The sequence below is a fragment of the Rhizobium sp. CFBP 13644 genome, from assembly GCF_014842165.1.
Taxonomy (GTDB): domain Bacteria; phylum Pseudomonadota; class Alphaproteobacteria; order Rhizobiales; family Rhizobiaceae; genus Agrobacterium; species Agrobacterium tumefaciens_C.
Genome location: NZ_JACYVF010000023.1, coordinates 1 through 5,635, shown reverse-complemented (window position 1 = coordinate 5,635; position 5,635 = coordinate 1). Strand labels below are relative to the sequence as shown.

The 5,635-nt window shown below is 52.5% G+C and carries 4 protein-coding genes; 1 reads left to right on the top strand and 3 read right to left on the bottom strand.

All coding sequences use genetic code 11. The features are described 5' to 3' along the window. Nucleotides 1-1,494 precede the first annotated feature (1,494 nt). Nucleotides 1,495-1,911: a hypothetical protein gene (locus IFT53_RS23450; RefSeq protein WP_192068443.1), complete on the top strand. Its 417-nt coding sequence runs from the start codon at nucleotides 1,495-1,497 to the stop codon at nucleotides 1,909-1,911. Nucleotides 1,912-1,966: 55 nt separating this feature from the next. On the opposite strand, the gene IFT53_RS23445 is transcribed toward IFT53_RS23450, so the two are convergent. The 3 genes from IFT53_RS23445 to IFT53_RS23435 all read right to left on the bottom strand — a co-directional run. Beyond that, nucleotides 1,967-2,521 carry a hypothetical protein gene (locus IFT53_RS23445; protein ID WP_192068441.1) on the bottom strand — a complete coding sequence of 185 codons (555 nt, stop codon included), beginning with the start codon at nucleotides 2,519-2,521 and terminating at the stop codon, nucleotides 1,967-1,969. Between the two features lie 114 nt (nucleotides 2,522-2,635). Beyond that, nucleotides 2,636-3,613: a HEPN domain-containing protein gene (locus IFT53_RS23440; RefSeq protein ID WP_192068439.1), complete on the bottom strand. Its 978-nt coding sequence runs from the start codon at nucleotides 3,611-3,613 to the stop codon at nucleotides 2,636-2,638. Between the two features lie 351 nt (nucleotides 3,614-3,964). Next, a partial coding sequence (locus tag IFT53_RS23435) for a putative Ig domain-containing protein (protein WP_192096973.1) occupies nucleotides 3,965-5,635 on the bottom strand: 1,671 nt, incomplete at its 5' end.

The following is a 5,635-nucleotide window of genomic DNA, read 5'->3' as shown; positions in this document are numbered from 1 at the left end:
CATTTTCTCGCTCCAGTTCTTATTCATCTGCCAATTTCCCTCAATTTTAGCGGTTTTCAGGCGGTTTCTACACTTGTTTGAGTTAATTCGTATAAAATCGCGCATGGCTGCGGGCTGGCCGGAAAACGAATTCCCGGTCAATAATATATCTTTCCACGCGAAATCGTTCTGCAAATATATGTTTATATATGCAGCAACCGAATTTAGCTTTTGTATATATTTATTGGTTCGATTCGCGTGATAAACCACCCTTCTCTTCGAGGATATAAATTCGCGTTCGCGGAACTCAGAGAGTCCACGTTATGACCATTCTTTGCCCATCAAGCCAAAAAGCCGACGAGCCATTTCAACGGGGCGCTGGAAGCTGCCTCGAAAATTGTATTCTATATGGCACCTTTCAGCGCCCCGATCATTCCATCATCCGCTTGCCGACACACGGGCCCTGTGCGTCGGTTTAAATATCGCCTGCTGCTAGTGCCTTTTGCTCACATTCCCCTTAGTGCCAACTCAACCTCATTCACCTGCCATCTCGCTCTCACCTGATCGAACCAGAAAACAATCGTCATGGTTTGCGTCTTTCCATCACGATCCTGCTTCAACTCCCACCTGGAGTACCAGCGTGGAATTGATCAAAAAAGACCATAGCGGAATAATGTCTCGCGGTAAAGGATTATATGATTATTTTCCTATTTTGGTTGTGAGCGATAAAAGGGGTGTCCTGTGCGTCACGACCAAATGATACAACCGGCTTTCGGCCTAAGGCTGCTATTGGCCCAAAGCAGCAGTTTCGAAGTTGCACAATAGCGACCGTTGAGCAATTATCGACCGCCCACGTCTTAACGGTATCCATATGAAAGTCTCGCTTACCAAATATGCTTGTCTTGACTGCCGGCGGGTTTTCAAACGGCCCGCCGATGCGACGCAGAAAACGTGTCCGCGATGCTCTGGTGTCACCTACAGGACTGGCTCAGATTTCCGACCACCGTCAGCAGGTGACAAGAAGGGTTGGGCGGTAGCATCACTCCTGATCGCAAACGGCTTCCCGTACTATCGACTTGGCGTACAGTACCCAGCAACCCTGAAGGAGGCACATCGGTTCATCGATGAGAATGCCTCCAAGGCTGTAGATATGACGAAAAACAGGGCCGTTTCGCTGAATTGGCCTCGAGATCAACGAGCTTGATGACATGTGACATTTAGAACGTCGAATGAGGCTTTTGCTGCTTTTGTGGAAAGGGCATTGAAGCGAAATCTGCAGACCCTCTTCGGGCTACCGCCGAGACCGCAAATGGCAGGTCTGCTCACGCTGACTGCTTCAAGGCTAAGGTGACCGATCCGCCCAACGCGCCAGGTTTTGTCGAGCTAGCGCATTTTTGAACGCCTGCTTCTTGCGCATCGGCGTCATGACGGTTGTTGGCCCATTGCGGTCATAATGCACGACATATACAACCACGGACCATAAGAAGAAGACGCTTTCGGTAGGTCGGCGACTCGATGATTAAGTACGAAGCAATGGAGTTCGATCTCGGGGCGAGAGCGACGGGAGCCGACCTTGTCCGTATTGAGATGAGTTACCAACCTGACTTAGGTGCGAACGAACTGAGGGCGTACTTTTCAGTAAGCGGGCAGGATAACTTTCTCAAAGTTTTCTTCCCGCACGTAGACATCTTCCGGGTCATCGACGAATTGCATCGCCCGCTGGAAGAGCAAGGAATCGAAAAGGTGGGACACGTACCCAACCACTTTGCTTACAGGGTTCAAGGAAGCCCTTTCTGTGCGGCACAATGCGAAGTATTCGACAAATCACTACCTGGATCGACCCATTACCTGTTCGTCACAGGCGGCAACTGCCTTGATGTGATTGCGAGAGATAAGCCCTGCTTTGGCTGGGTCAATTCCGACGCCGTATAAGGTATGGTCTGGCTTACCCGAATTGGCTGCTGTTGGCCCTGAGTGGTAATGGAAGTCATAAATCTTTCGTGTAATCGGCCAGCTCTATGTAGCCCAACTGTAGGCTTCCTCGGGGGCCAAAAGGTAAGAAATAGAAGCGAACGTTATCATTGAACTGCATCAGCGGATGCATCCCATTCTTTATTTTTTCAGGTGAGTTCAGTTTAAAGCTGATGCCCGCGTCGAGCATTGTCTTTTGCACTCGCTCATATCCGAGCTCAGATCGCTTTGGTCTATCGAACGAAACATGATTGCCTACCCGCAAGTGACGACCACGGGACCGTTTGAAAAGGTGTAGCTGAACCAGATAAGAGGAGACGTTGTTATCGATGATCTGGACGAAGATTTCGGCGGGGCCATATACCAGCGTGCCATCAAACATATCATCGTAATGAAAGCCGAGACGATGCGGATTTCCAAGCAGGCGCACGGTCTCGCTAAATGTCTGACCTAAACGTATTGGACCGATTGTGGCATTAGCAGCGACAGCGATTAAGTTTTCCACCAGCGCCCCCGACGGTTCTTGGACAAATATCACTGTCTTGCTAGACTTATGCGGTGATTGGCGCAATATCCGCTCCCGCCGGAGGGCCGAAGTCTGTCATTGGCCCGAAGCGGTCGTTGCCGGACTGCAATTGGCACCCGCTGAGTTGGTTGAGTCCAGCCACGAGCACTTTCCCCATTATCACGTCGATGTCTGGTTCCTAATGTGCTCGGAAAGCCAATGATGCAGGAGCGTGTCACAGTCGGGCACCGCGCCCTGCGAAATGCAAGTAATGAAGGCAAGTCGAGCCAAGCGAGCGCTCTCTGCAAGAGCAGCACCAGTTGCCTCTTGGGAGTTGTGAACGCTGCTACCTCTTAGTTCGTAAAGCTGCGTGATGCGCTGCTGCAGCGCTTCGCGTCTGCCGCCGGGCTCTTCAAGGTACGTCGCAATGGCCTTGGACAACCGCTTTGTCAGTTGATTTTGCCCTGGACGAAAGAGGGTCTCAAGAGCGGCCCATATCATTACCATCGCTGCTCCGCTTGAGTGAGCGAACGGCGCAGAGTCCATTGTCTGATACGCACGGTTGAAGTGCTCAATGTTCATTAGCGCAGCGCCCGGAGCGAAGAGTTCTCTGACCGCCTCCAGATGGTCGATACCAATAACCTCATTGGTCACTCGTGGCCCCATGCGCGGACGCGATATCTCAATCGGCCAAAACTGCGGGTCGTGCTCACAGTTTCGTGCGTCGGCAAATGCCGTATCCGAAAGCACTGGAAGCACCAACGGCATTCCTGTTATCAATCGCAGCAAGGAAAGTGTCCACCAAACCGAGTTCATACGGTCGAAATTGGTTGGAGATGCGCGCTCCGCGAGAGCGACCTCGATACACACATCAAACCCGATTCCACCCGACGCTGGACGCCACGGACCCGGATGCGGCTTTGATGCAGCATCTGGCTTGGCAAAAGCTATCAAGTATGGAGACATCACATGAGCAAAAGTCTGTCGAATCGTGAGGCCCTCTGCCACCTCAAACTGCTCCACTGCCAAGGATCCACCAGCGACGCCGCCATAAACCGCGCTATTCGCGGGATCGAAAACGAGGTGCTGCTTCGGCCGCAGCCGGCCCTCCAGAGCGTCTCTCAATTCACGCAACTTTTCTTCTATAAGTTGATCCATTCGGCTAGCCTAACTCGGACTGAGCTCAACTGGCAATCACATCCTAGCCGACCTATTCGACTGTGAAGCTGATCTTGGGAAGCAGGCATCAGGCGATTATCGTCCTTAGCGTCTGAGCATAGGAATGACCGCTCTTGGCGCGAAGCGGACGATTGTATGCCGACCCATCTGAAGACCTGATCCGATTTTCCGTACCAACTACAAAAGCAGAATTGCTGTCTACGAGAGGAGTGACACCCCTAAACACCAATTCTGTGGCCCCCTCTATTGCAGGCGCTTCTGGAATGATAAATGTGGGCGGTCAATATAGATGAATTGACCGTAGAAGACCGCCCACTCACAACTGACTAATCAAAACCGCCCGTTCAGACCCGCTTTCATGCCAGCGGACATTTCTCCATCGCCTTCTGCGCTGAACAGCAGGCCGAGATTAAAGATATAGGCGGTCTCACCTTTGAGCGATAATCCGGCCGAGAGCGAGCCGAACGCGCCCGAGCCATCAATCCCGGAGTAACCGGCGGTCACACCGAGTTTCGGTGTCAGGATCGATTTGTTCTCAAGCGTGAATTCCCGCGCAATTTCTGCGCCGAGGTTAACCCGGAACTGCTCCTCGGCGTGGCCTTCCAACTCAATCATGTCACCATCACTGTTGGTGACAGCGTAGTCATCAATGCTTTCAGACAGATAGACCGTTCGCAGCTTTGGTAGCAGAAGGATATCGTTGGGCAGCATTAACTGTCCCTTGAGCGACGTGTCAAACATCCAGCGGTTTGTGTCGAAATCGCCATCCCAGAAGGTCGTATCAATCGTATTAGACGAGCCTCCATAAAGCAGGTGCGTATCCCAGAAGGTGTTTTTCCCGATCTCGACGGACGAATATGGACCTGCCAGCCAGCCATTGCCGGTAAGCTCTGCGTCTTCGTCTGTCGGATCTGTCATATGGTCGTAGTGAAAAGACAGACCAACCAGGAATTTATCTGAGACAAGGTAATCAGCCCCGGTGGATATCATACCGAAATTGCCCCATTTATCTCCGTTTTCCTCCCGATTGTGCAACATGAACGTGCCATCAACCCATATGTTAAAGGGGGAGTCTGCCCCGTATCCATCAACACCGAGCTGCGCGAGGCTGGTGGAAAACCCGAAGGTCACACCATCGACCGACGGCGACATTCTCGTCGTGATCGGATCAGTTCCCTCCTGGACGCGGCGACGCTCCATCAGTCCGGGGACTTTGATGGATGACGCAATCAGACTTTGCCGCCTGCTGACGAAGCCATTTACGAGGGCATCGATATCACCAACGACCTGATCAGAATTAGGACCGACATTATAGATGACGAAGCCCGTATTGGAGACACCAAGTGCGCTTGTGAGGCGATATCCGACACGAACGCTGCCAGAATAGCTCGGGTTTGGCGTGAACTTGAGATACCAGCCCGATGGCGTTGGTGTTGATGCCTGCGCAAATTCACCCCGAACAATTGACACAGTTCCGGCATTTGGCGGATCGACAAACAACAGGTCAGCCGAGGAAAATGGACCACCGGTCGCATCGCGAACGAGGTTAACGTTGGCCGGTGTGGCACCGGCTACCACGGTAACGACCTTGTCTTTTACCGTAACCGCGCGTGCCTCGACCTTCAGTGTAAACTTGGCTGCACCGGTGCTTCCCAAACTATCTCTGACCCCAATGGCGAAGCTGTAATCGCCTTCGGTATTGGCATCCAGAGGGCCGCTTAACTCACCGGTCGATACATTAAGCACCATACCCGCCGGCATCGTTCCCGAAGCAAGACTGTAAATCAGTGAACCTGCGCCGCCTTTAGCGACAATGCTCTGGCTGTATTCTTCCCCGGCCATGGCTGGCGCCAATGCTCCACCCGAAGGTGAAAAGCCGAAGGTCACTGCCGGCGGCGCAATTGTGAGCGTATATGTCGCAGAACTTGAGGCACTGTTTGCATCTCTTGCCGTGATCGTGAAGCTGGCATTGCCAGCCACTGTCGGCGTACCCGACAAGGT

Coding starts and splice junctions, on each gene's coding strand:
- IFT53_RS23440 (WP_192068439.1), bottom strand. CDS start 3,613: ATGGATCAACTTATAGAAGAAAAGTTGCGTGAATTGAGAGACGCTCTG.
- IFT53_RS23450 (WP_192068443.1), top strand. CDS start 1,495: ATGATTAAGTACGAAGCAATGGAGTTCGATCTCGGGGCGAGAGCGACG.